Annotated in this window: 21 protein-coding genes and 2 tRNA genes; 7 read left to right on the forward strand and 16 right to left on the reverse strand. The window is 62.1% G+C overall.

Features of this window, described 5'->3' with window-relative positions:
• The 7 genes from H9642_RS01145 to H9642_RS01175 form a co-directional block, all read right to left on the reverse strand.
• Window positions 1-76, reverse strand: a tRNA-Phe gene (locus H9642_RS01145).
• A gap of 30 nt (window positions 77-106) precedes the next feature.
• Window positions 107-182, reverse strand: a tRNA-Phe gene (locus H9642_RS01150).
• 89 nt (window positions 183-271) lie between these two features.
• A complete protein-coding gene (locus H9642_RS01155; RefSeq protein ID WP_251834577.1) occupies window positions 272-544 on the reverse strand; it encodes an oxidative damage protection protein in 273 nt (90 codons plus the stop codon).
• Window positions 541-1,608 (reverse strand): A/G-specific adenine glycosylase, encoded by a 1,068-nt coding sequence (gene mutY / locus H9642_RS01160; RefSeq protein ID WP_251834578.1) that lies wholly within the window; start codon window positions 1,606-1,608, stop codon window positions 541-543. The genes H9642_RS01155 and mutY overlap by 4 nt, the downstream gene beginning before the upstream one ends.
• Window positions 1,605-3,824 carry an AsmA family protein gene (locus tag H9642_RS01165; RefSeq protein ID WP_251834579.1) on the reverse strand — a complete coding sequence of 740 codons (2,220 nt, stop codon included), beginning with the start codon at window positions 3,822-3,824 and terminating at the stop codon, window positions 1,605-1,607. Before H9642_RS01165 ends, mutY begins: the two co-directional genes overlap by 4 nt.
• An 85-nt stretch (window positions 3,825-3,909) precedes the next feature.
• Window positions 3,910-5,016, reverse strand: a complete 1,107-nt coding sequence (locus H9642_RS01170) for an NAD(P)/FAD-dependent oxidoreductase (RefSeq protein ID WP_251834580.1) — start codon at window positions 5,014-5,016, stop codon at window positions 3,910-3,912.
• A 36-nt stretch (window positions 5,017-5,052) separates the two neighbouring features.
• Window positions 5,053-5,787: a ComFC family protein gene (locus H9642_RS01175; RefSeq protein ID WP_251834581.1), complete on the reverse strand. Its 735-nt coding sequence runs from the start codon at window positions 5,785-5,787 to the stop codon at window positions 5,053-5,055.
• A gap of 84 nt (window positions 5,788-5,871) precedes the next feature.
• On the opposite strand from H9642_RS01175, the gene bioB reads away from it, so the two are divergent.
• From bioB to H9642_RS01205, 6 genes are all read left to right on the forward strand, one after another.
• Window positions 5,872-6,930: a biotin synthase BioB gene (gene bioB, locus H9642_RS01180; RefSeq protein ID WP_251834582.1), complete on the forward strand. Its 1,059-nt coding sequence runs from the start codon at window positions 5,872-5,874 to the stop codon at window positions 6,928-6,930.
• A 122-nt stretch (window positions 6,931-7,052) separates the two neighbouring features.
• The gene (gene bioF, locus H9642_RS01185) at window positions 7,053-8,219 is read left to right on the forward strand and encodes an 8-amino-7-oxononanoate synthase (RefSeq protein WP_251834583.1); all 1,167 of its coding nucleotides are present in this window, start codon (window positions 7,053-7,055) and stop codon (window positions 8,217-8,219) included.
• Window positions 8,212-8,937: an alpha/beta fold hydrolase gene (locus H9642_RS01190; RefSeq protein WP_251834584.1), complete on the forward strand. Its 726-nt coding sequence runs from the start codon at window positions 8,212-8,214 to the stop codon at window positions 8,935-8,937. Before bioF ends, H9642_RS01190 begins: the two co-directional genes overlap by 8 nt.
• Entirely contained in the window at window positions 8,934-9,740 is an 807-nt protein-coding gene (bioC, locus tag H9642_RS01195; RefSeq protein ID WP_251834585.1) for a malonyl-ACP O-methyltransferase BioC, read from the forward strand. The genes H9642_RS01190 and bioC overlap by 4 nt, the downstream gene beginning before the upstream one ends.
• Window positions 9,741-9,742: 2 nt before the next feature.
• Window positions 9,743-10,426, forward strand: coding sequence for a dethiobiotin synthase (gene bioD / locus H9642_RS01200; RefSeq protein WP_251834586.1), 684 nt, complete (start codon window positions 9,743-9,745; stop codon window positions 10,424-10,426).
• A gap of 180 nt (window positions 10,427-10,606) precedes the next feature.
• Window positions 10,607-12,412, forward strand: a complete 1,806-nt coding sequence (locus H9642_RS01205; protein WP_251834587.1) for a phenylacyl-CoA dehydrogenase — start codon at window positions 10,607-10,609, stop codon at window positions 12,410-12,412.
• Between the two features lie 172 nt (window positions 12,413-12,584).
• Here the strand turns inward: H9642_RS01205 and H9642_RS01210 are convergent, their stop codons facing one another.
• The 6 genes from H9642_RS01210 to H9642_RS01235 form a co-directional block, all read right to left on the reverse strand.
• Entirely contained in the window at window positions 12,585-13,292 is a 708-nt protein-coding gene (locus tag H9642_RS01210; RefSeq protein ID WP_251834588.1) for a 3'-5' exonuclease, read from the reverse strand.
• Complete coding sequence (locus H9642_RS01215; protein ID WP_251834589.1) at window positions 13,289-15,223, reverse strand: putative nucleotidyltransferase substrate binding domain-containing protein; 1,935 nt, start codon at window positions 15,221-15,223, stop codon at window positions 13,289-13,291. The genes H9642_RS01210 and H9642_RS01215 overlap by 4 nt, the downstream gene beginning before the upstream one ends.
• A gap of 307 nt (window positions 15,224-15,530) precedes the next feature.
• Window positions 15,531-15,935: a phosphate ABC transporter substrate-binding protein gene (locus H9642_RS01220; RefSeq protein WP_251834590.1), complete on the reverse strand. Its 405-nt coding sequence runs from the start codon at window positions 15,933-15,935 to the stop codon at window positions 15,531-15,533.
• An 11-nt stretch (window positions 15,936-15,946) separates the two neighbouring features.
• Window positions 15,947-17,032 (reverse strand): porin, encoded by a 1,086-nt coding sequence (locus H9642_RS01225; protein ID WP_251834591.1) that lies wholly within the window; start codon window positions 17,030-17,032, stop codon window positions 15,947-15,949.
• A gap of 19 nt (window positions 17,033-17,051) precedes the next feature.
• The gene (locus H9642_RS01230) at window positions 17,052-18,671 is read right to left on the reverse strand and encodes a methyl-accepting chemotaxis protein (RefSeq protein ID WP_251834592.1); all 1,620 of its coding nucleotides are present in this window, start codon (window positions 18,669-18,671) and stop codon (window positions 17,052-17,054) included.
• Between the two features lie 181 nt (window positions 18,672-18,852).
• Window positions 18,853-21,030 (reverse strand): malate synthase G, encoded by a 2,178-nt coding sequence (locus tag H9642_RS01235; protein ID WP_251834593.1) that lies wholly within the window; start codon window positions 21,028-21,030, stop codon window positions 18,853-18,855.
• A 368-nt stretch (window positions 21,031-21,398) separates the two neighbouring features.
• On the opposite strand from H9642_RS01235, the gene H9642_RS01240 reads away from it, so the two are divergent.
• Entirely contained in the window at window positions 21,399-21,935 is a 537-nt protein-coding gene (locus H9642_RS01240; protein ID WP_251834594.1) for a glycine cleavage system transcriptional repressor, read from the forward strand.
• A 39-nt stretch (window positions 21,936-21,974) separates the two neighbouring features.
• On the opposite strand, the gene rarD is transcribed toward H9642_RS01240, so the two are convergent.
• The 3 genes from rarD to H9642_RS01255 form a co-directional block, all read right to left on the reverse strand.
• Window positions 21,975-22,880 carry an EamA family transporter RarD gene (gene rarD / locus H9642_RS01245; protein ID WP_251834595.1) on the reverse strand — a complete coding sequence of 302 codons (906 nt, stop codon included), beginning with the start codon at window positions 22,878-22,880 and terminating at the stop codon, window positions 21,975-21,977.
• 78 nt (window positions 22,881-22,958) lie between these two features.
• Window positions 22,959-23,933: a serine/threonine protein kinase gene (locus H9642_RS01250; protein ID WP_251834596.1), complete on the reverse strand. Its 975-nt coding sequence runs from the start codon at window positions 23,931-23,933 to the stop codon at window positions 22,959-22,961.
• Between the two features lie 16 nt (window positions 23,934-23,949).
• Window positions 23,950-24,348, reverse strand: coding sequence for an acetyl-CoA sensor PanZ family protein (locus H9642_RS01255; RefSeq protein WP_251834597.1), 399 nt, complete (start codon window positions 24,346-24,348; stop codon window positions 23,950-23,952).
• Window positions 24,349-24,530 lie beyond the last annotated feature (182 nt).

Raw genomic sequence — 24,530 nt, forward strand, 5'->3', positions numbered from 1 at the left:
TGGTGCCCAGGGACGGAATCGAACCGCCGACACGGGGATTTTCAATCCCCTGCTCTACCGACTGAGCTACCTGGGCATATCAGGAATTTGAGCACCTGATAAAAAGTGGTGCCCAGGGACGGAATCGAACCGCCGACACGGGGATTTTCAATCCCCTGCTCTACCGACTGAGCTACCTGGGCAACAACGGGCGGCATTAAACCGGTTTTACCGCCACCGAGTCAACCGGCGGCGGTAGAAAAAGCTGTTTATTTAAGTACTTGGCTGTTTTTTAGGCACTTGGAGGCACGTAGCCTTCGGCCTGTGCGAATTCTTCGCCTGAGAGAAATTTGTCCATCTCGAGCTGCAGGAATTTGCGGTCTTCGGCATTCATCATGTTCAGATGACGTTCGTTGATCAGCATGGTCTGGTGCTTTTGCCACTCATCCCAGGCCTTCTTCGACACGTTATTGAAAATGTCTTCGCCCTTGGCGCCCGGATAGGGCTGGCGGTCGAGGCCGGGCAAATCTTCGTGGTATTTGCGGCAGTGCACCGTACGGGTCATGACAATTCTCCTGCGATCAATTCATCGGCCGCGCGCTTGAGCAGTTTTTTCACCGGGGCGGCGAGGCCCAGGCGCGGCGGGGTGGCAAGGTTATACCAAAGCCAGTCGTCTTCGGCCACGACGCTGCTCAAGGCGCTGGTCGGCACCAGCCAGGGCTCGATGCTCAACTGGAAATGGCTGAAGGTGTGGGTGAAGGCGGGCAGGCGACGGGGTTCGCCCAGCTCCAGGCCGTAACGCTGGGCCAGCGCATGCAGGTCAGGCAGTGCCGCGACTTCCGGCAGGCTCCACAAACCGCCCCACAGGCCGCTGGAAGGGCGTCGGTAGAGCAGGATGCTGCCCTCGGCATTGGCGAACACCGGCATCAAGGTGTGCTTCTGCGGCAGCTCCTTGCGCGGCTTGGGCACCGGATAGGCGCTTTGCTGGCCGAGCAGCTGCGCGCGGCAGCCTTCGCGCAGCGGGCAGAGCAGGCAGGTCGGCTTGCTGCGTGTACACAGCGTGGCGCCAAGATCCATCATCGCCTGGGTGTAATGATTGACGCGCGCGTGCGGGGTGAGGCGCTCGGCAAGCGCCCAGAGTTGCTTGGCAACCTTGGGCTCGCCCGGATAGCCGTCCTGAGCGGCGTAGCGTGCCAGCACGCGTTTCACGTTGCCGTCGAGGATCGGCGCGCGCAGGCCCATGCTCAGGCTGGCGATGGCCCCGGCGGTGGAGCGACCGATGCCGGGCAGTTCCGTGAGTTGCTCGACGTCGCGTGGAAATTCACCGCCATGTTGCGCGACGACGATTTTTGCCGCCTTGTGCAGGTTGCGCGCGCGGGTGTAGTAGCCCAGGCCGGTCCACAGGTGCAGGACTTCATCTTCCGGCGCGTCGGCCAGGGCCTGGACGGTGGGCAGGGCCGCCATGAACCGATCGAAATAACCCAGCACGGTGGCGACCTGGGTCTGCTGCAGCATGATCTCCGAGACCCACACCCGATAAGGCGTGATGCCTTGTTGCCAGGGCAGGTCCTTGCGGCCATGCTGGTCATACCACGCCAGCACGGCCGCGCCGAAATACTCGGGACTCATCGTTTGAACAGGCCCTTGAGGGCGTCCTTGAGCTCCGGGCTGACCTTGTCGCCAAGTTTTTCATCGAGCTTTTCGGTGAGTTTCTCGCCCGCCAGCTTGCCGGCGATCTTGCCCAGGCCGTCCTGGTCGATACGGCAAGCCTTGGCGCCCAGCTCCAGCGGGCCACGGCAGCGCAGCGGCCATTCCAGGCCGACGTAGCGTTCATTGACCTGGCAGGCCGGGTCGGGCATTTCGCGCTGGTCACCCTTGATAAGAATGCCGATGTGGTAATCCAGGCCGAGCACGCGCAGGTCGAGGCTGCCGTTGCCGCTGATGGCCAGGCCGGGAATGCTAGCTTTGAAATCCGGGTTGTTGGCCACGCCATTAGTGACCACCAGGTTGCCGCGCAATTGCTCGAACGGCGTATCCCGGCTGCGCGATTCCTTGCTCAGCTCCTTGCGGTTGAGCGTGGCGATGGCCTTGCACAGGTACTGGTCGAGGTTGGCATCGACCAGCACGCCGTCGCTAAACAGGAAGTCGGCTTTGCCATTGAGGTTGTCGACCCAGCTTTTCTGGCTGTTGCCCCGTGTGCTGAAGTCGGCCTTGAGGTCGAGCAGGCCCTTGATGGGCGAGGGCTGGTTGTCCAGTTGGATGAACTTGTCTGCCGGCAGGTTGCTGATCGTGCTGGCGATGGCCAACTGTGGCAAGGCGTTGCGCACATCGACCTTGCCGCTAGCGTCGACATGACCGTTATACAGATCGGCGCGCAGCTCCTTGAGGGTGATCAGGCCGGCCTTGCCTTGGGTACTCAGACTGGCATTGCTGATCGGATGCTTGTCGAAGACCAGTTCGCCAAAGTTGACTGCGAGCTGGAAATCCAGCTGACGCAGCAGGTCCATGGGCAGAATCGGCGCATCGCTCCAGGCTTGCTGAGTGGGTGCGTTGGGCAGCGGCGAATTGCCGTCTCCGGCGGCCTGGCTGGAGCTTTTTACCTCGGCCTGGCGCGCAGTGCTGGCGCTGTCCGCCTCGCTTTTCGGCGGCAGGTAGCGGTCCAGGTCCATCCGATCGCCCTTGAGCTGGGCGCGCAATGCAAGGGTGCTAAAGTCGGCAACGGCCACGTTACCGGTGAGTGTGGTGTCGTCGAGTTTGAGGCGCAGCTCTTCCATCAGGATACTGTTTGGCGTGCCGCTCAGACGGGTGGACATTTCGAGCCTGCCCAGAGCATTGGCGTCGGCCATCTCCGGCAGCGTCTGGCCAAGACCTTCGAGGAAATCACGCAGATTGAAGGCGGCGATGGACAGGCCACCACTGATCTGTGCCTCGTCATCAAGCTCGCGAACCTTAAGGTCGCCTAGCGCATGCAGCTGATTGGCGGAAAACTTCAGGCTGTTCCATTCGGCGATCTGCGCCTCCAGATCGACCAGCAATTCTCCCTGGGCGCTGAAGGTCACGGTCTTGGCATTCAGCGGTTCGCCGGACGCCTCGCCGGTCAGGCGCAGATTTTCCAGTTGGTAGCGTTGTAGCGCTGTATCGAAGCGAAGGTTGCCGCGCACTTCAGTGCGCGCGCGCATGACCGGCTGGTTGGTGCCGAAGAAGGCGCTTAGTTTCAGCGGAATGGAGGCGCCTTCGCGAATCGCGTCGGTTTCCAATTGAATGCTTTCGGCGCTGAACTGCTGGCCGGTTTGCGCATCGTGGTAACTGAAGCGGGCGTCGTTGACCTTCAGGCTATCGATATCCAGCTGGATCGGCAGGGCTGCGTTGTCCTTGGCACCCTCGGCAGGCTCGGGGGGCGTGCTTTGTGCGACCGGCGTGTCATCGCGGGCGCTGTCTTTGGCCGGCTGGCCGATGTTTTCCCAGTTGCCGTGCCCTTGTTCGTCGCGCTGCAACGTGAGGTTGAGGCCATCAATGCGGATGTCACTCATCTGCACTTCTTTGCGCAGCAGCGGCAGTACACGCACCGAAAGACCCAGCATGCGCAGCTCGGCGAAGGGCTGTTGCGGTGTTTGCGCACTGGCCAGGGTCGTCTGGTGCAGTTCCAGGCCCAGCCAGGGGAACAGGCTCCAGCCGATGTCACCGTTGAGGGTCAATTCCAGGTTGGCTTTGTCGCGTGCCAACTGACGAATTTCGTCCTTGTAGTCGTTGGGATCGAACCAGTGGGTGAGGGCGAAACCCAGACCGACCAGGATCAGCAAGAGCCCAAGGAAAATAATGCCCAGGATTTTGCCGAGCGCTTTCATGGACAAGTCCTTACGGGTAAATGGATGGATTTGGCGAGGAAGTATACGCATTGACGCTCTTGACGCGTACCGCCAAGCGGGCAGATCACAGGGCTTGAGCGATACGGTCGGCGATTGCCAGGCTGGCGGTGAGCCCCGGCGATTCAATGCCAAACAGGTTGACCAGTCCGGGCAGGCCATGACTGGACGGCAATTGGATATGAAAATCCGCCGCAGGTTCGCCAGGGCCGGAAAGCTTTGGCCGGATGCCGCTGTAGCCGGGCTCCAGGCGCTGGCTGTCGAGGTCGGGGAAATAGCGGCGCACGGCCTGAGCGAAAGACTCCCGCAGAGTGGGATCGACCGCGTAATCGATGTGTTGCAGGTAATGCACATCGGGGCCGAAACGCAGCTGGCCGCCCAGATCCAGGGTGGCGTGAATGCCGAGCCCGGCTTGGTTGGCTGCCGGCAACGGATAAATCAGCCGGCTGAACGGCGAGCGTCCGCTGTAGTTGAAATAGCGGCCCTGGCACAGGTGCAGTGCAGGGATGGACCCAGGTGCCAGACCCTCAGTCGCCGCCGCCAGCTGTTGGGCGAACAGCCCGCCGGCATTGATGACCTGCTGGGTCCGGATCTGGAACGGCTCGCCGGCGCTGATGCCGCTGGCCAGCCAACCGTCACCCATCTTCTGCAGTTGGGTGACCCGGGTATCCAGGACCAGCTGCGCGCCTTGCTGTTCGGCGGCAGCGAGCAGGGACTGCAGGTAGGCGTGACTGTCGATGATGCCGGTGCTCGGCGACAGCAACCCGGCTACGCCACGCACGGCCGGCTCCAACTGCTGTAACTGGCGGGCGTCGAGGGTCTGCAAGTCGTTTACGTTACAGGCGTGGGCATTGGCTAGCAGGCCGGCCAATTGCTCTTGCTCGGCATCCTCGACAGCCACCAGTAGCTTGCCGATCTGCCGGTGCGCCACCTGGTACTGGCGGCACCAGGCATACAGACGCTCGCGACCTTCCAGGCAGAGTTCGGCCTTGAGCGAGCCCGGCGGGTAATACAGGCTGGCGTGGATGACTTCCGAATTGCGGCTGGAGGTGTGGCTGCCGATCAACCGTTCGGCTTCGACGATCAGGGTACTGCGCTGCGGGTCGGCCAGGCGCGCTGCACAAGCCAGGCCGAGTGCGCCGGCGCCGATGATGAGGGTGTCAATACTGTCCATGGAAAGCCCGTTTTTTTCAGCCGAGCATATCAAAGCTCAAACGCCGGGTTTAGGTGTGCGCGCCAGGCAGTAGACATCGACACGCGCCGCGCCCGCCTGGCGCAACAGGTGAGCCAAGGCTTGGGCGGTGGCGCCCGTGGTAAGTACATCGTCGACCAGCGCCAGATGTTGATTCGCAATGACTGCCGCCGCGCTGGCGGACAAGGCAAATGCCTGGCGCAGGTTGCGTTGCCGGGCGCGTGCATCCAAGCCTTGCTGGGCGGCCGTGTCACGGGCGCGCAGCAGCAAGTGCTCGTCCACTGGCAGATGCAGTTCGCGACCCAGCCAGTTACTTAGCATGGCTGCCTGGTTGAATCCGCGCTGCCGTTGTCGGGAGCGGGCCAGGGGAACCGGCAAAATGCGATGCGGGCGCGGCAGGCCTTCGGCATACGCATGGCGCAAATGCCGCGCGAGCAGCTCGGCGAGCAAGCGGCCCAGTGGCCAACGAGCCTGATGCTTGAAGCGGGTAATCAGGGTGTCGATTGGAAAGGCGTAATGCCAAGGTGCTTCGACCCTACTGAAGGCCGGCAGCTGACGCATACAGGCGCCACATGTCAGCCCCTGGGTCGGCAAAGGCAGCGCGCACACGGCGCATTGCCCGGCCAGCCAAGGCAGGTCGGTCTCGCAGGGGGCACACAGTGGCAACGACTGTTCGGCGAGTTCGTCGCAAAGCAGGCATTTGTGGTTGATTTTTAGCCAGTAGTAAACCGGTAAAAATTTTGCAGTTGACATAGGCCTGGGCCATCCCCTAGTTTTTCGCGCATCCATGTCGCGCCGGGAAATCTAGCAGGCGCTGTTCAAGAAGAAGGGAAACCCATGAGCGCCACCGCAACCGCTGTCAGTCGTCACGATTGGACCCTGGCCGAAGTGCGCAGCCTGTTCGAGCTGCCGTTCAACGATTTGCTGTTCCAGGCACAGACGGTGCACCGTCAGCATTTCGACCCGAACCGCGTGCAGGTTTCCACGCTACTGTCGATCAAGACCGGTGCCTGCCCGGAAGACTGCAAATACTGCCCGCAATCCGGCCATTACAACACCGGCCTGGACAAGGAAAAGCTCCTCGAAGTGCAGAAGGTGCTGGAAGAGGCTGCCCGTGCCAAGGCCATCGGTTCCACGCGCTTTTGTATGGGCGCGGCCTGGAAACATCCTTCCGCCAAGGACATGCCTTACGTGCTGCAGATGGTCGAGGGTGTGAAGGCGCTGGGCCTGGAAACCTGCATGACCCTGGGCAAGCTCGATCAGGAGCAGACCCGAGCCCTGGCTGAAGCCGGCCTGGATTATTACAACCACAACCTGGACACCTCGCCGGAGTTCTACGGCAACATCATCACCACCCGCACCTATGCCGACCGCCTGGAAACCCTGGCCTACGTGCGCGATGCGGGGATGAAGATCTGTTCCGGCGGCATCCTCGGCATGGGCGAGTCGCTGGACGACCGCGCCGGCCTGCTGATTCAACTGGCCAACCTGCCGGAGCACCCGGAGAGCGTGCCGATCAACATGCTGGTCAAGGTCAAAGGCACGCCGCTGGCCGAGGCGCAGGATGTCGATCCGTTCGACTTCATCCGCATGCTCGCCGTGGCGCGCATCATGATGCCCCAATCCCATGTGCGTCTGTCCGCCGGTCGCGAACAGATGAACGAGCAGATGCAAGCACTGGCGTTCTTTGCGGGCGCCAACTCGATCTTCTATGGCGAAAAACTGCTGACCACCGCCAATCCGCAGGCCGACAAGGACATGCAACTGTTCGCGCGCCTGGGCATCCAGCCGGAAGCCCGCGAAGAGCATGACGATGACGTGCACCAAGCCGCCATCGAGCAGGCGCTGGTCGAGCAGCGTGATTCCAAGCTGTTCTACAACGCCGCGTCGGTTTGATGGCACGTTCGGTGGATGGATGAAGCGTCAGCTGGGCGCCCCGATCCACCCTACGCCAGCCCAACCATTTTTGTAGGGTGGATAACCCGCTTGCGGTTATCCACCGGCTTCTGGTGCTGCCCATGAGTTTCGATCTTGCTACGCGTCTCGCCGCCCGCCGTGCCGAGCATCTTTATCGCCAGCGTCCGTTGCTGCAAAGCCCCCAGGGACCGGAGGTGGTGGCCGATGGCGAACGGCTGCTGGCCTTTTGTTCCAACGACTATCTGGGCCTGGCCAACCATCCAGAGGTGATCCAGGCGATGCGCGCTGGCGCCGAGCGCTGGGGCGTGGGCGGCGGCGCCTCGCATCTGGTGATCGGCCACAGCTCACCGCACCACGAGCTTGAAGAAGCCTTGGCCGAGTTCACTGGCCGGCCTCGTGCGCTGCTGTTTTCCACCGGCTACATGGCCAATCTGGCCGCGGTCACCGCGCTGGTCGGCCAGGGCGATACGGTGCTGGAAGATCGCCTCAACCATGCCTCCCTGCTGGATGCTGGCTTGCTCAGCGGTGCGCGCTTTTCGCGCTATCTGCACAGCGATGCCGCCAGCCTGGCGTCGCGACTGGCCAAGGCCGAAGGCAATACCCTTGTGGTCAGCGATGGCGTGTTCAGCATGGACGGCGACCTGGCGCCGCTGCCGGAGCTGGTCGCCGAGGCGAAGAAAGCCGGAGCTTGGCTGCTGGTCGATGATGCCCACGGCTTTGGCCCGCTGGGCGCCACGGGCGGCGGCATCGTCGAGCATTTCGGCCTGAATCAGGACGACGTGCCGGTATTGGTCGGAACCCTGGGCAAGGCATTCGGCACGGCGGGCGCGTTCGTCGCCGGCAGCGAGGAGCTGATCGAAACGCTGATCCAGTTTGCCCGGCCGTACATCTACACCACCAGCCAACCACCGGCCGTGGCCTGCGCGACGCTGAAAAGCCTGCAGCTGCTGCGCACGGAAGGCTGGCGTCGCGAGCACCTCAACCGACTGATCGCACGCTTTCGCCAGGGCGCGGCCGAGATTGGCCTGAGCCTGATGGACAGCCCGACGCCGATCCAGCCCATCCTGATCGGTGATAGCCAGCGCGCCTTGCGCCTGTCGGCTCGCTTGAAGGAACTCGGAATTCTGGTCGGGGCGATTCGCCCGCCGACTGTACCGGCCGGCACCGCGCGTTTGCGCGTCACGCTTTCTGCCGCGCACAGCGAGGCGCATCTGGAGCGGTTGCTGGACGCGCTCGCCACCGCCTGGGCGGAGCTGGCCCATGGCTGAACGGCTGTTACTGTTGCCCGGCTGGTCCTACTCCAGCGCGGCACTGCAGCCGCTGGCGACGGCGCTGCGAGACTTTTCGAGGGGCGCGCTGCAGGTTGAGCTGGCCGAACTGCCAGTGCTGGCCGAAGCCGAGCACTGGCTCGATGCGTTGGACGCACAGCTGCCCCGCGACACCTGGCTGGGCGGCTGGTCGCTGGGAGGCATGCTCGCCGCCCAGCTGGCGGCGCGGCGCGGCGTGTCTTGCCGTGGTTTGATCAGTATCGCCAGCAACCCGAGCTTCCAGCAGCGCAGCGATTGGCCCGACGCCATGCCGGCCGAGACGTTGGCCGCGTTTCGCCAGGGGCTGGCAGCGGACTGCGCCGCAACGCTGCAGCGTTTCGACCTGCTGGCCAGCCAGGGCGACAGCGCCCAACGGGCCTTGCGTCGCCAGCTGCAGGGTATGCGCAGCGCGGCGGATGAAGGCGTGCTGGCTGCCGGCTTGGAATGTTTGGCGCAGCTTGATGGCCGGGCCGCTCTGACGACCTGGCAGGGACCGCAACTGCATCTGTTTGCCGAGCAAGACGTGTTGGTGCCGATAACGGCAGCGCAGGCCACGCGTCAGCACCTGCCGCAGGCGCATATCGAAGTCATCGAACAGGCCAGTCATGCCGCGCCCTTCAGTCATGCGCGGCAGGTGGCCGGATCAATGCTGGCGTTCATTCAGGAGTCCGCACGATGAATGCTTCGCTCCCCAGCCAAAGCCTGCCCGACAAGCGCCAGGTGGCGGCGTCGTTTTCCCGCGCAGCGGCCAGTTATGACGGGGTTGCGGCGTTGCAGCGCACCGTCGGCATGCAGTTGCTGGATAAGTTGCCGGAAAGCACCACGCAGGCACAGCGCTGGCTCGACCTGGGCTGCGGCACCGGGTATTTCTCCCGAGAGTTGTCGGCCCGGCTGCCGGCAGCCCGGGGCGTGGCGGTGGATATCGCCGAAGGCATGCTGCGCCATGCCCGGCCATTGGGCGGTGCGCAGGATTTTATTGCCGGCGATGCCGAGGCCTTGCCGCTGCGGGACAACTCGACGGAGCTGATCTTTTCCAGTCTGGCCCTGCAGTGGTGCGCCGATTTCCCGGCGGTGCTCGACGAGGCGCGCCGCGTGCTGAGCCCCGGCGGAGTGATGGCATTTTCCAGCCTGTGCATCGGCACGCTGCAGGAACTGCGCGACAGCTGGCAGACGGTGGACGGCTTCGTGCACGTCAATCGCTTTCGGGCATTCGAGGACTATCTGACCCTGTGTGCGAACAGCGACTTGCAGGTGGTGCACTTGAGCCGGCGCGCCGAGGTGCTGCATTTTGCCGATCTGCGTCAGCTGACCCATGAGCTCAAGGCGCTCGGTGCGCACAATCTCAATCCGGGTCGCCCCGGTGGTCTGACCGGGCGGGCGCGGCTGCGCGCCTTGGCCGAGGCCTATGAAACGTTCCGCCAACCGAAGGGTTTACCGGCCACCTATCAGGTGGTCTACGGCGTACTGCGCAAGGACTCCTGAGCATGGCCGCGTTCTTCGTGACCGGTACTGACACCGAAATCGGCAAGACCACCATCGCCGCCGGTCTGTTGCACGCTGCCCGGCAGTTGGGAATGAGCACGGCGGCGGCCAAACCGGTGGCCTCAGACTGCCTGGTTACGGCTGAAGGTTTGCGCAATGGCGACGCTCTGGCCTTGCTGGGCGAATGCAGCCTGCCGCTGGACTACGCCACGGTGAATCCCTTCGCCTTTGCGCCAGCCATCGCGCCGCATCTGGCGGCCCGGGAAGTAGGTGTGCCCTTGAGCGTGGAAGGGCTGGTAACGGCGACTCGCCGCGTGCTCGCGCTTGGGGCGGATTTCACCCTGGTGGAAGGCGCTGGCGGCTGGCACGTGCCGCTGGACGGCGGTGCCTGTTTGTCCGACCTGGCCGTGGCGCTGCGGTTGCCCGTGATCCTGGTGGTGGGCGTGCGTCTGGGCTGTATCAACCATGCCCTGCTGACGGCTCAGGCGATTGCCGCCAACGGCCTGCGATTGGCCGGCTGGGTTGCCAATGTGGTCGATCCGGCCACCTCTCGACTGGCGGATAACCTGGCGACGCTCACCGAACGGCTGCCAGCGCCGTGCCTGGGTTGCGTGCCTCATCTTGCTTCTCCGCAGCCCGCCCAGGTAGCTGAACATCTGCAGCTGCAGTCCCTGCTGACCCGCTGAAAAACCGTGTTGATAGTGATGGTCTGGAAGCCCCGTTTGGGGGCTTCTAGGCTTATGCCTGTTCGTGTGCCTGGACTTGACAAGGGTAGGAGGTAAACGTAAGTTTCAAACAACTGTTTGAGCGCGCGTGGTTGTGTCGCAGCTCACCACCCCAAAGACCTACCGCTGAGGTTTACCGCAATGCCCGACTACAAGGCCCCCTTGCGCGATATTCGTTTCGTTCGTGACGAGCTGCTTGGCTACGAAGCCCACTACCAGAGCCTGCCGGGCTGTGAAGATGCCACCCCGGATACGGTCAATGCGATCCTTGAAGAAGGCGCCAAATTCTGCGAACAAGTAATTGCCCCGCTGAACCGCGTGGGCGATCAGGAAGGCTGCGTCTGGTCCCCTGAGGGTGTGAAAACCCCGACTGGTTTCAAGGAAGCCTATCAACAGTTCGTCGAAGGCGGCTGGCCGAGCCTGGCCCACGACGTCGAGCACGGCGGTCAGGGTCTGCCGGAATCCCTCAGCCTGGCCTTCAGCGAAATGATCGGCCAGGCCAACTGGTCCTGGGGCATGTACCCCGGCCTGTCCCATGGCGCGATGAACACCATCTCCGCCCACGGTACCGAAGAGCAGATCAGCACCTACATGACCAAGCTGGTCACCGGTGAATGGACGGGCACCATGTGCCTGACCGAACCGCACTGCGGCACCGACCTGGGCATGCTGCGCACCAAGGCCGAGCCCCAGGCTGACGGCAGCTACAAGGTCACCGGCACCAAGATCTTCATTTCCGCCGGCGAACACGACATGGCCGAGAACATCGTGCACATTGTGCTGGCCCGCCTGCCCGACGCACCGGCCGGCACCAAGGGTATCTCGCTGTTCATCGTGCCGAAGTTCCTGCCCAACGCCCAAGGCGGTGTGGGCGAGCGCAACGGCGTGTCCTGTGGCTCCATCGAACACAAGATGGGTATCCACGGCAACGCCACCTGCGTGATGAACTTCGACGCTGCCACCGGCTTCCTGATCGGCCCGGCCAACAAGGGCCTGAACTGCATGTTCACCTTCATGAACACTGCACGTCTGGGTACCGCACTGCAGGGTCTGGCCCATGCCGAAATCGGTTTCCAGGGTGGCCTGGCCTACGCTCGCGAGCGCCTGCAAATGCGTTCGCTGACTGGCCCGAAAGCGCCTGAGAAAGCCGCCGACCCGATCATCGTGCACCCGGACGTGCGCCGTATGCTGCTGACCATGAAGGCCTTCGCCGAAGGCAATCGGGCCATGGTGTACTTCGCCGCCAAGCAGGTGGATATCGTCCAGCGCAGCCAGGATGAAGACGAGAAGAAAGCCGCTGACGCGATGCTTGCGTTCCTCACCCCGATCGCCAAGGCGTTCATGACCGAAGTCGGTTTTGAAGCTGCCAACCACGGCGTGCAGATCTTCGGTGGCCACGGTTTCATCGCCGAGCATGGCATGGAGCAGAACGTGCGTGACGCGCGTATTTCCATGTTGTACGAAGGCACCACCGGCATCCAGGCCCTCGACCTGCTGGGTCGCAAGGTACTGATGACCCAGGGCGAGGCGCTCAAGGGTTTCACCAAGATCGTGCACAAGTTCTGCCAGGCCAACGAAGGTAACGAGGCCGTCAAGCACTTGGTCGCGCCGCTGGCGGCGATCAACAAGGAGTGGGGCGAGCTGACCATGAAGGTCGGTATGGCTGCCATGAAGGATCGCGAAGAAGTCGGCGCCGCCTCGGTGGACTACCTGATGTACTCCGGTTATGCCTGCCTGGCCTACTTCTGGGCTGACATGGCTCGCCTGGCCGCCGAGAAACTGGCTGCTGGCACCAGCGAAGAAGCCTTCTACAAGGCCAAGCTGCAGACCGCCCGCTTCTACTTCGAGCGTATCCTGCCGCGCACGCGCACCCACGCAGCAACCATGCTGTCCGGTGCCAACAACCTGATGGACCTGGCTGAAGAAGACTTCGCACTGGGCTACTGATCCCGCGCGGTGCTGGAAAGTCAAAAGCCGCCTGCCCCTCTGGGGGCAGGCGGCTTTTTTATTCTCGAGGGTGAGCTGCGATACGCTGCAGGCGGCTGCCCGATGACTCCGGCTTAACGAGCAACATCGCGTAACGGCGAGGCCGCCTGCTTGGGCATGACAGCCGGCATTTTTACAGCGCGTGTGCTTGCCGACGCTTCCAGTTGCTGACACGCCGTGCCAGCAGGTCTGGGCTGTCGAGTTGCTGACGTCGGGCGCGGTTGAACAGGATCAAGGCCAGTTCGGCACTGACCAGCGCATCGGCACTGGCATTGTGGCGTTGCTGCACTTGCAGCCCAAAATGCTCGAGCCAGTCGTCGAGCCCGGCATTGGGGAAGCGCACCTGCGGGCACAGCAGAGGCGCCAGATGGGCGAGATCGATGAACGGATTGGGCAGCTTGTAACCCAGGCTTTCCTTCATTGCGCGGGTCAGCATGCGCTGATCGAAACCCGCGTGAAACGCCAGCAGCGGGCTGTTGCCAACGAACTCCATGAAATCGAGCAGCACCTCGGCCGGATCGTCTCCTGCGGCTATTTCGCTGGGTGCGATCCCATGAATCAGGACGCTGGGCCCAGGCGTCTGATACTCGCGCTGCAGGGTGCGCTCGAACTGTTCAGCAAAGTGGATCGCGCCTTGATCAATTACTACGGCGCCGATCGACAGCACCTGATCGCGATGCAGGTTCAGGCCGGTGGTCTCCACATCCACTACAACAAAGCGCTGAGTGTTCAAGGGCGCGACGCTCAGCGCCGCAGCACGCGGCAGTCGTTCGCAGCGGCGGCGCTGCGCATCGGTGAGGAGTGGGTTGCGTCGAGTCAACCAGGTGGTGAATGCATTCATAACTGATACCGGAGTGTCAGGCTGCTTTGCAATCGCAGGGCCTGGCGGAACGACTCGCGCAGGATGCGGCGATCCAGATGGTTCAAGGTGTCTGGATCCAGCCGGTTCGAATAGGGCTGGCCCTGTCGTGCTTGTTGCTGATGCTGCTGCATGCGCATCTGCTGAATAAAGTGGTAGGCCTCTTCATAGGCCGCTCCGTCCTTGGCGTCGATGGCTTTTTTGAGTACTAACAAGCGCAACCGTTCCAGGGTATTCGTCTCGTCGATGCCGTGGGCCAGCGCCAGTAACCGTGCACCATCGACGAAGGGCGTCAGGCCTTGCACCTTGAGGTCCAGGGTGTCTTTTTCCGCGCCTTTGCGGGCGACCACGAAATCGCGGAAGCGCCCTACAGGCGGGCGATGGCGCAGGGAATTCTCGGCCATCATGCGTTGAAACATGGTATTGCCGTGGATCAGTTTCATTAATTCCTTCTGCACGGCTCGGCAGCCCTGGTCCGGGCCCCAGACCACACGCAAATCGAAATAGATGCTCGAGCCGAGCAGATTTTCCGGCGTCGCCTCGCGCACGAAGCCCTGAAAACGGCGCATCCATTCGGCGCGCGACAGGCACAGCTCCGGATTGCCGGCCATGATGTCGCCCTTGCACAAGGTGAAGCCGCACTGATCCAGGCGCTGGTTGATGTGTTCGGCCAGCGGCAGCAGGCGGCCGCGCAGGGAAGCGGCCTCGGCTGCGGTACGGGCCTCGAACATGATGCCGTTGTCCTGATCGGTGTGCAGCGTTTGTTCGCGGCGACCTTCGCTGCCAAAACACAGCCAGCTGAAGGGCACGCCGGGATCGCCGAGCTCCTCGATGCTCAATTCGATGACCCGGCACACGGTGTGGTCGTTGAGCAGAGTGATCAGTTGGGTGATTTGGGTGGAACTCGCACCGTGGGCCAGCATGCGCTCGACCAGCAGGCCGACGTTTTTGCGCCGGGCAATCAATGACTCGATGGTTTCCGCATGGCGAATGGCACGGGCCATATGCACCAGATCGACCCGTTGCAAGGAAAACAGGTCACGCTCGGAAAGCACGCCCACCAGACGATCGTCTTCCACCACGCAGACATGCGCGATGTGCCGCTCAGTCATGGCGATGGCCGCGTCAAACGCGCTGGCCGAAGGCCCCAGGTAAAAGGGGTCATGGGTCATCAGGTCGTGGATCGGCTGCTCCAGGTTGGCACTGGCATCGGCAATCACCCGGCGCAGGTCGCGCAGGGTAAAGATGCCCAGCGGGCGATGCTCGCTATCCACGATGACGATACTGCCCACTGACTGTTCGTGCATCAGCCTTACCGCAGTGCGCAATGGCGTGCTCGGCACGCAAACGACTGGCGCATGGTGGGTCAGAGCATCGAGGCGGGTATCCAGAGAATAATCCTCGCCCAGGCTTTCCGCCGCCCGTCGCTGCACCTGCTGGTTGACCTGATCGAGTAGGCTGCTGACGCCGCGCAGGGCAAAATCGCGAAACACGCTGGACAGGCTGAGCAACTGCAGGAAGACGTCGCGCTTGAGCAACAAACAGAAACTGTCGGTCGCGGCCATATGGGCGGTGCGAGTGGCACGTTCGCCAATCAGCGCGGCGATGGGAAAACACTCGCCGGTGCTGATTTCGAAGGTGGTGTCATGGGCGTGTCCGTTCGGGCTGCGGCGCTGTCCCTGGATTCGTCCCTGTTTGACGATATGGAAATATTCCACCGGGCCGTCTTCGGGTCTCAGAATCGGCTCGCCTTGGGCGTAGAAACGCAGCTGGCAATTCTCTACCAGCGTGACCAGATGGGTATTTTCCATCTGATCGAACGGCGGGAATTTTTGCAGAAATTCAAGGGTGCCCTGAATGTTCTGCAGTACTGCTGTCCTACCAGCCTCGGCAAAAGCGTCCGCCTTGCTCATGGCTACTCCATGTGTTGTGTGAAAAGACTGACTGCCTCGTCCAAGCGGTTTCAGGTGCCGCAGAAAAGGTGCACGGGAGTTCCCCCGTGGCCAGTGCGCCGCTCAAACACGGCGGGTCAGTAATGGTGGGCCGCGGACCCGCGAGCCAACATTGGACGTAAGTCTATGGCGTAACTGGCATTTCTGTTTGTAGAAAGGGCGGTTTCAGGCTGTCGGCCCGTCTTTCGGACCGGCTTCCTATTAAGACGACGCAAAAAAGCGCCGCGATTGATCGCGGCGCTTTTTACGAGGGCGACGATCACCCTGACTAGCGCAGGGTGAAAAGCACCTTGACCGAGCCGGTGACAGCCTGGCTGTCCACATAACCGATGGCATTGCTGTCGCTGGCGACGCGCGCGACCACGGCGGCGTCATCGTCCAATGTGGCCAGCGGCTGGCCTTTGCCCGTGAAAATCAGACCCGACCAGTAGGATTTCAGCTGGGCTTCGTTCTTGCTGGTCACCTGGGCGTAGAAGGTTTCCTTGGTGGCGTTCCAGCCCTTGAGATCGAAGCCTTTCAGAGACTTGTCCTTGCCGAGGAAGATGTTGGCCACTTCTGCCTGGCTCGGCACTTTGGCCGCGCCGGGGTTGATGATCACGGCGACGTCGGCCTGGGCGATGCCAGCCAGAACGCTCAGCGCAGACACGCCAACAATGTGAGAAATAAACGTCATGGTCGTGCTCCTCAGAATACGAAGTCGATGCCGAGACTGATGATCTCGCCGTCGAAATTCGGGATGCTTTGAGTGAACACTTCGCGGCCCGAGGGCACGAACATGCCTTCAAAGTTGTTCTCGGTTTCGACCTGCTTGTACTCGCCCTTGAGGGTCACGTTCGGCGCCAGGCTGTAATTCAGGCCCAGGGTCCAGGACGACTGGCGGGCTCCTTTCTCTTCATCCAGCTGTGCATAAGTCACGTGCGGCAGGAAATCGCCAAAGCGATGGCCGCCCATCAGGTAGAAGGCGTTCTGGTCGGGGCTCAGCGGGCCGTCGATGGTGCGCTGAGTCCATTCGTTGGCGCTGATCCAGCTGCCATCATCGTATTGGTAGCCGACGCTGAGAAAGCTGCCCTTGCTGTCAGCGATGCCCAGCAGCGGCTGGTCGATGGTCAGCTTGGCCTGGTTGTAGGCCACACGCAGGGTTCCGTAATTGTTGCTGGCCAGGCTCAGGCTGGCGCCCAGCAGGTTGTCCCAATCGGTATCGTAGAACTCGTCGAACAGGTAGTAGTCACGATCCTTGGCCTGGCCGGCGACGGCCTGGACGCTTAGTGTGGCGAAGGACAGCGGCAGGCTGTACACCACATCGACACCTTCGTAATTGGACAGCTGAATCTGCCCGTAGACCTCATCGGGCAAACGCAGCCAGGGATAGCTGAAGCCGACGTCGAGGGTTTCCGAATACATGTAGGCCGGGGTGCGCAGGCGGCCGGCGCGCAGCAGCAGTTGATCATTGGCCTGCCAGGCCAGGTAGGCCCACTCCAGATTGGCTTCCCACGAGTCCTGCTCGGCCTTGGCAGTCAGTTGGGCGGTGGCGTTTAGGCTGTCGGTGAGGCCATAGCTCAGCTGAGTACCGAACTTGGACAGTTGGTCGCCGCGCCAGGTATCGGTGGTCTGGCCATTGATGCCGTAATTGCGGCCATCCTCTTCGCCGCCCAGGTAGGTGACGCCGACGGTGCCGAAGGCATTCCAGCGATAGTCGCCTTGATCCAGTGCGAAGGCGGGTGTGATGGCCAGGCAGGCGGCTGCCAGCCCAATGACTCGTAGTGCAGTCATGGAAAGTCCCTGTAGGAGGTTAAACGCGGAATTGGGCGGTGGCTGCCCGTAGATGATCGCCGGTGGTGACCAATTGCTCGCCGAGCCGGGTGGTGGTGCCGGCGCCTTGAGCAGTGGTCTGGGCGCCTTGCTGCAGCACCAGAGTTTCTTGTTGTATCGAGCTCGACAGGCTGATCTGCTCCTGGGTGAAACGAGCAATGGCAGCGTTGAGGGTGTCGATCTGGCTGACGGTACGGGCGATGTCTTCCAGCAGGCGGGTCGCCTCGCTGGAGCGTTCGATGCTGGCGCGGGCTTTTTCGCCGTTGGCGGTCATGGCATCAAGCACCGCATTGGCGCTGCGTTGCAGGCGCTGAATAATGTCCTGAATCTGCTCTGTGGAACTGGCCGTCTTTTGCGCGAGGTTACGCACTTCATCGGCCACCACGGCGAAACCGCGGCCCTGTTCGCCGGCGCGGGCCGCTTCGATGGCTGCGTTGAGGGCCAGCAGGTTGGTCTGCTCGGCAATGGTACGAATGACCGTAAGCACCGAGCCGACTTCCTGGGTTTCCACTTCCAGTTGTGTCATGGCCGCCACCGAGGCCATCACGCTGCTGCCCAGATCATGGATACCCTCGGCCAGGCCGCCGATGTTATCCCGGGCGGCTTTGGCCTGTTGCGAGGCGGTGCCTGCATCGTCAGACGCCTGGCGCGAGCGTTGTGCGACTTCTTCGATGCGCGTCGACATGGTCTGAATGTCACGGCCGATGGAGTCGGTGTGATCTTGCTGGGATTGGGCGTTGCGCTCCGCCTCGCTAGTCAGTCGATAGAGGTCTTGGGACATCTGCGCCAGCGGGCTGGCCGCCTCGACAATCTGGCGAATGGTGGTCTGCAGCTTGTCGAGGAACAGGTTGAACAATTGGATCATGGTGCCGATTTCATCGTTCGACACGACATCGATGCGCCGGGTCAGATCGCCGTCGCCACGGGCAATCGCGCGCAGGGAATCGATCACCCGATGTACGTTGCCCATGATGTTGCGCGTGACCCACCAGGCGCCGCACCCCACGATCACCATCAGCAAGGCGCTAAGACCGATACCCAGCTGGGTGGTCGCAACGTTGCCGGCACGGGTAAGCGCCAAGGTCTGCTGGAAGTCCTGATAAGCGCTGGAGCGAAAGGCAGAAGCCAAGGCCTGGGCGCGCTCCAGATCGACGGTCATGCGTTGTAGATTGTCAGTCAGGTCACCGAACGAAGCTGAGCCGTCGATCAGCTGGCGCGAAACGTCCAGTGCGTTGTTGCCATAGGCTGTCACGGCGTTGCGCCAGGTCCGCAATTCCTGGCTGCGCCGAGTGTCGTTCAGCAGGGCGCCAAGCTGCCGTTGTTGAGCTTCGATTTCATTCAGCAACTGGCGAGCGTCATCGACCAGCGTTGCTTCGCCGGCAGTGACGGCGTTATTGAGCAGTCCCGGCAGGCGGGAGAACTGAAAAATCACCGCATCGCTCTGTTCCAGAATCGGATAGCTGCGACTTTCCAAAATGTGCAGGCGGTCATTGGTCTCGGCCAACTGCAGTGAGGTGTAACCGACGAAGAGAATCAGTCCCAGCAGAGCAACAGCCGGTACCAGAGACAGTTTGGCAGTCAGCGACAGGCTCTTGAACATGACGAACTCCATGGCGGCTAAGGCTGCCTAACACTGCAATGTCAAAACGACACTATATGTCGTTTTATGACCAAAAGGTAAAAAATCGTCAGTCTATCGGCGTGTGTCGGTGCTCCTTTAGCGGTTGGCAGGAATAAAAAAACCGCCCGGCGAGGGGCGGTTTTTTCCAACGTACCGGCGATTACAGGCCGTTCTTGGCCTTGTACTCGCGGCGGCGGCGGTGCAGCACCGGCTCGGTGTAGCCGTTGGGCTGCTTGGCCCCTTCGAGGATCAATTCCAGCGACGCCTGGAAGGCGATGTTGTCGTCGAAGTTCGGTGCCATAGGCTTGTACAGGGCATCGTCGGCGTTCTGACGGTCCACTACCGCGGCCATGCGCTGCATGCTTTCCACAACCTGAGCCTCGGTGATGATGCCGTGGCGCAGCCAGTTGGCCAGCAACTGGCTGGAGATACGCAGGGTGGCGCGGTCTTCCATCAGGCCGATGTCATTGATGTCAGGCACTTTGGAGCAGCCAACACCCTGGTCGATCCAGCGCACAACATAGCCCAGGATGCCCTGCACGTTGTTGTCGATCTCCTGTTGCTTCTCTTCGGCGGACCAGTTGGTGTCCTGGGCCAGTGGCAGGGTCAGGATATCGTCCAGCGAAGCGAATTGACGGCTGGCCAGCTCCTGCTGACGCGCGAACACATCCACCTTGTGGTAGTGCAGGGCGTGCAGGGTGGCGGCGGTTGGCGAGGGCACCCAGGCGGTGTTGGCGCCGGCCAGCGGGTGGCCAATCTTCTGTTCCATCATGCCGGCCATCAGGTCGGGCATGGCCCACATGCCCTTACCGATCTGGGCACGGCCGGACAGGCCACAGTTGAGGCCGTGATCGACGTTCCAGTTTTCGTAGGCGGCAATCCACTTCTCCGCCTTCATGGCGGCCTTGCGCACGACGGGCCCGGCTTCCATCGAGGTGTGGATTTCATCGCCGGTACGGTCGAGGAAGCCGGTATTGATGAACACCACGCGCTCGCTGGCGGCCTTGATGCAGGCCTTGAGGTTGACGGTGGTGCGGCGCTCTTCGTCCATGATGCCGACTTTGAGGGTGTTGCGCGTCACGCCCAGGACATCTTCGATGCGGTTGAACAGTTCGTTGGTGAAGGCGACTTCTTCCGGGCCGTGCATCTTCGGCTTGACGATGTACAGCGAACCGGTGCGGCTGTTCTTGCGGGTGGTGTTGCCCTTGATGTTGTGCAGGGCAATCAGGCTGGTCAGCAGGCCATCGAGGATGCCTTCCGGTACTTCGAAGCCGTCCTTGTCGATGATCGCATCGTTGGTCATCAGGTGGCCGACGTTGCGGATGAACAGCATTGAGCGGCCGTGCAGGTTCAGCTCGGAACCGTCCGCCTTGGTGTAGACGCGGTCCGGATTCATGGTGCGGGTAAAGGTCTTGCCGTCCTTGGTGACGGACTCGGCGAGGTCGCCCTTCATCAAGCCCAGCCAGCTGCGATAGACCACGGTCTTGTCGTCGGCGTCGACCGCGGCGGTGGAGTCTTCGCAGTCCATGATGGTGGTGACGGCGGCTTCCATCAGGATGTCTTTGACACCCGCTGCGTCGGTCTGGCCGATCGGGCTGTTGGCGTCGATCTGGATTTCAAAGTGCAGGCCGTTGTTGTTCAGCAGCACGGCGCTCGGCGCGGCGGCTTCGCCCTGGAAAGCAATGAACTTGCCCGGCTGTTGCAGGCCGGTGGTGCTGCCGTCTTTCAGGCTGACGTCCAGTTGGCCATTGGCGATGCGATAGCCAGTGGCGTCAACGTGCGAGCCGTTGGCCAGCGGAGCGGCTTCGTCGAGAAAGGCGCGGGCGAAGGCGATGACCTTGTCGCCGCGTACCTTGTTGTAGCTTTTGGTTTTCTCGGCGCCGCCGTCTTCGCTGATGGCGTCGGTGCCGTAGAGCGCGTCGTACAGCGAACCCCAGCGGGCGTTGGCGGCGTTGAGAGCGAAACGGGCATTCATGATCGGCACCACCAGCTGCGGGCCGGCCATGGTGGCGATTTCAGCGTCGACGTTTTCGGTGGTGACCTTGAAGTCGGCCGGTTCGGGCAACAGGTAACCGATTTCCTGCAGGAAGGCCTTGTAGGCGACCGCATCGTGGGCCTGGCCCTGGCGAGCAGCATGCCAGGCGTCGATTCGCGCTTGCAGCTCGTCACGCTTGGCAAGCAGGGCACGGTTCTTCGGCGCCAGGTCGTGGATGACGCCCGCGGCGCCTGCCCAGAAGGCATCGGCATTCAGGCCGGTGCCGGGAATGGCTTCGTTGTTCACGAAGTCAAAAAGAACTCTGGCGACCTGCAAGCCACCGATTTCAACGCGCTCAGTCATTATTCGCCTCACTTGATCTGCTCTACGATTGGTCTCGGATGCTTTTTTGTTCTTCTTGTAGTCCGAGCTGGCGGATACTACATGAAGACGAATGGAAAAACAGCGGGCCGGTGGTTAGGGTCTGTTGACGTTTCGTTCGCGGCCGCGCCGGCCCGACCCTTCGGGTTGCGCGGCAATGTCGCCATGCGGCGTTGCGGGACTTGGCAAGGGAATAACCATTGCCTTCGTCCCGCGCCTTGCCTGGCGACATTTGCCGCAGCAACGCGGCTCGCGACAAAACGTCAACAGACCCTACGGCCGTTCTGGCGGACTGTTCTATACCTAGTGAGCGGTCGTCGTCTTGCGACTTCTTACAGGAGCAGCCGAACATGGAGCATCTGGTATTCACCATCATTGCCCCGGATCAGCCGGGGCTGGTCGAACGCATCGCCCGCTGTGTCGCCGAACACGGCGGCAACTGGCTGGAAAGCCGCATGGCGCGCATGGCCGGTCAATTTGCCGGAATCCTGCGGGTAGCGGTGCCTGCCGAGTCCCACGAAGAATTGCTGGAAGCCTTGCAGGCATTGAATCAGCACGGCATACGCGTACTGGCCGAGCCTTGTGGGCCCGAGCCGGCCTGTACCTGGCGGCCGGTACAACTGGAGCTGGTGGGTGATGACCGCCCGGGCATTCTGTACGACATCACTCGCGTGTTGACCGAGTTGGGAGTGAACATTGAAAAGCTGGAAACGGAAGTCGATGCCGCGCCCATGAGTAACGAAATGCTGTTTCGCGCCCATGCCTGGCTGGCCCTGCCGCTGGCGGTTAGCATAGAAAACCTGCAGGCGAGCCTGGAAACCCTGGCCGATGATCTAATGGTCGATGTGCATCTGCGTGTCGATGACGGCGAGGACCGCGCCCGATGAACATCTCCGGGCATCTGTGTAGCGAAGGGCACGCTCGCACTACGAAACGACTCGACCTGGCTTGCTGCGGCGCAGGCTTAACCAAGCATCCACGCTGTAAACTGCCAGCGCAGCCCAAATGAAGGCGAAAGACAGCATGCGGGCCGGGTCGAAGTGTTCGCCAAACAGGAAGATGGCCTGTAACAGCACCAATGTGGGTGCCAGGTATTGTAAAAACCCCAGCGTGGTGTACGGCAGGTGGCGCGCGGCGGCGTTGAAACACACCAGTGGCACCAAGGTAATGGGACCTGCGGCGGCCAGTAGCCAGGCCAGTGGCGTGCCCCAGAACTCCAGCTGACTGCTGACCGCAGCCGGGTGAAAAGCCACCCAGAGCAAGGCCACCGGCAATAGCAGCCAGGTTTCCACCACCAGCCCCGGGAGCGCGGCTACCGGGGCTTGCTTGCGGATCAGCCCATAGATGCCAAAGCTCAGGGCCAAGCCCAGCGACACCCAGGGTAGGCTGCCCAGCTGCCAGATCTGCTGCGCCACGCCAATCAAGGCCAGCGCCACGGCCAACCACTGCAAGCGCCGCAGCCGCTCGCCGAGAATCAGCATGCCGAGCATCACGTTGACCAGCGGGTTGATGTAATAACCCAGGCTCGCCTCGAGCATCCGCTCGTTATTTACGGCCCACACATAAATCAGCCAGTTGGCGGCGATCAGCGCGCCGCTCAAGGCCAGTACGGCAAAGCGTTTGGGATTGGCGCACAGCTCGCGCCACCAGCCGGGGTGCTTCCAGAACAGCAGCAGCACTGCGCCGCACAAGGCTGACCACAACACGCGATGAACAATGATCTCGGTTGCGGGAATACTTTCAATGGCTTTGAAATAGAGGGGAAACAGACCCCAGATGACGTAGGCGACGAGACCGAGCAAGTAGCCGCGACGCAGATTGGCGGGAGCCATGGAAATCCTTGATTAGGACGCTAACGATGCTGCCTAGTGTAAGCCTGTGTGCGGGTTTTGGCAGTTTCTGCAAAGCGTTCAGTACAAGCGCAACGGCTCTTCATCCAGCGCGGCGAGTTGTTCGCGTAGGGTGAGTATCTGGTCGCCCCAGTAACGCTCGCTGGCGAACCAGGGAAAGCTCGGCGGGAAGGCAGGGTCGTCCCAGCGGCGTGCCAGCCAGGCGCTGTGATGCATCAGGCGCAGGCTGCGCATGCCTTCGATCAATGGCAGTTCGCGGGTTTGGAAATCGTGAAATTCCTGATAACCCTCCACCAGTTCGGAGAGTTGGCGCAGGCGTTCCTGGCGGTCGCCGGCCAGCATCATCCACAGGTCTTGAATCGCCGGACCCATACGTGAGTCGTCGAGATCGACGATGTGGAAACTGTCGTCGCGGTGCAGCAGGTTGCCGGGGTGGCAATCACCGTGCAGGCGAATGCTGTCGTAGCATACTCGGGCGAACAGTTCGTCGAGGCGCTTGAGCAGGTCACGGGCCACGGATTCGTATGCCGGCAATAGGCCCGACGGAATAAAGCCGCCATCTAGCAGGGTCGCCAGGGATTCGTGACCAAAGTTATCCACCGTCAGGGCTTCGCGTTCCAGAAACGGCCGGCTGGCGCCTACGGCGTGCATGCGACCGAGCAACTGGCCGAAGCGGTACAGCTGATCGAGATTGCCGGGTTCCGGCGCGCGGCCGCCCCGGCGGGGGAATAGTGCGAAGCGAAAGCCGGCGTGCTCGAATAGGCTTTCATTGTCGCGACGTAGCGGTGCGACGACGGGAATTTCCTGCTCGGCCAATTCCTGGCTGAAGGCGTGCTCCTCGCGGATAGCGGCGTCGCTCCACCGGCCGGGGCGATAAAACTTGGCGATCAGCGGCACGCTGTCTTCAATGCCCACCTGATAGACGCGGTTCTCGTAACTGTTGAGCGCCAGCACGCGGGCGTCGCTCAGGTAGCCGAGGCTTTCCACGGCATCCAGCACCAGATCGGGGGTGAGACTGGAAAAAGGGTGCGACATGGAGGTGGACTTCCGTTCAGAGTGCTTCCAGGGACAGCTGATGGTGCGCAGCCAGACGTTGCGCAGCAGTCTGACCGGGGTTGGCGGCAAGTACCAGCGGCACGTCGGCTTCGCGGGCCAAGCGTCGCGTTTCGTCGAGCAGGCGCTGGGCGACGCCACGACCGCGAGTCAGTTCGCGCACGCACAGGTGCGTAAGCCGCCAGCGGTCCGCCAGTCGCTCCAGTCGCGCAGCACCCAGAAGGCGGCCGTTAAAGCGGCCGACCAGCAGGCATTGGTTCGCCAGGGCGTCGTCGATCAAGGCGCTAGCCTGGGGATAAGGCGCCAGCAACCACTCGGGCGCATCGGCATAGATGAGTTCCAGATCGCGGCGGTCCTGGGGTGAGGCGTGGCTGAGGTTTTCGACGTAGACGGGCATGGTTCCGGTTTTCAATACGTGAGTCGTACAGCCCTTGGGCTTGGCGGCGAAATACGGTATCAAGCGCCACTGCTTTGTGCACGCACTGGGGCGGTATGTCGCCCAGGCGTGTGACAGGTGGTGGGTTACGTTGTAAGCCCGGCAATTATCGGTAAAAGCCGAACAGGTTATCGGCGTAAAAC

The organism is Serpens gallinarum, assembly GCF_014836765.1.
In the GTDB taxonomy this organism is placed as follows: domain Bacteria; phylum Pseudomonadota; class Gammaproteobacteria; order Pseudomonadales; family Pseudomonadaceae; genus Serpens; species Serpens gallinarum.